Annotated in this window: 1 protein-coding gene and 1 pseudogene; both read right to left on the minus strand. The window is 65.0% G+C overall.

All coding sequences use genetic code 11. The annotated features are described in order from the left end of the window. The coding region (locus BYZ73_RS21405; protein ID WP_245943267.1) for an HK97 family phage prohead protease at nt 1–643 on the minus strand (643 nt) is incomplete at its 3' end. After that, nucleotides 633–820, minus strand: a pseudogene (locus BYZ73_RS21410) (phage portal protein); the annotation flags it as partial. The pseudogene BYZ73_RS21410 and the gene BYZ73_RS21405, both read right to left, overlap by 11 nt.

Raw genomic sequence — 820 nt, forward strand, 5'->3', positions numbered from 1 at the left:
CTGTGGCCGGTTCCCCCGGCCCCTTGAGGTGGATGCGCGCGGCGCGCTCCGCCTGCGAGTTCGATAGGCCGAAGGCCCCCTTCAGCAGATCCTCGAACTCCCGCTCGGTCAGCCGGTCCCCGGCCTTGAGCTTTTCCGTCACCGCAGTCACACGCCGCTCGGCCTTCACCGCGGCGATGGTCGCGTTCTCATTGGCGCCGATGCTGACGATGGACACTTCGCGCAGATTCAGGTTCGTCAGTGTGCGCATTTCCGCTTCCTCGTCGAGCTCGTAACTCCTGACGCGATAGCCGATCGACAAACCGTCGATGTCGCCAGCCTTCAGCAGTTCATAGGCCTCGCGCGCCCGCTGCACGCCCATGTTGAGCTGCCCCTTGACCAGCAGGCCCTTGCCGTCTTCGACGGCTGAGGTCCATTTTCCGATGGGCTGCCAGGGATCGTGCTGCCAGAACATCTTGGGCATCGTGCTCTTGGCGGCATGTTCAGCCAGGCTCTCGGCAAAAGCGCCGGGCGCAATGATGTCGCCGTAGCTGTCCGCCTCGCCGCCGAATGTGCTGGCATAGCCCTCGATCTCGCCCTTCTCCCTGAGGGCTTTGATATCGAGAAGCGCCGCCCCTTGCCTGATCTGCATCTCAGTTTCCATTGCCAAGGTCCTCCACCGCGGAAATCGGAACGTTCTGCTTCTGGATGCGCGGCACGTCCCCGCCAGGGACGGGCGGCAGCCCCTCGAGGCGCCTGACCTCGTTGATCGACATCGCGCCTATCTGCGTCATCGGGCCGTAGAAGGCCGCGCGCTCGGCGCTCGACCCGCGCAGGAGCG

The organism is Rhodovulum viride, from assembly GCF_003265965.1.
GTDB lineage: Bacteria > Pseudomonadota > Alphaproteobacteria > Rhodobacterales > Rhodobacteraceae > Rhodovulum > Rhodovulum kholense.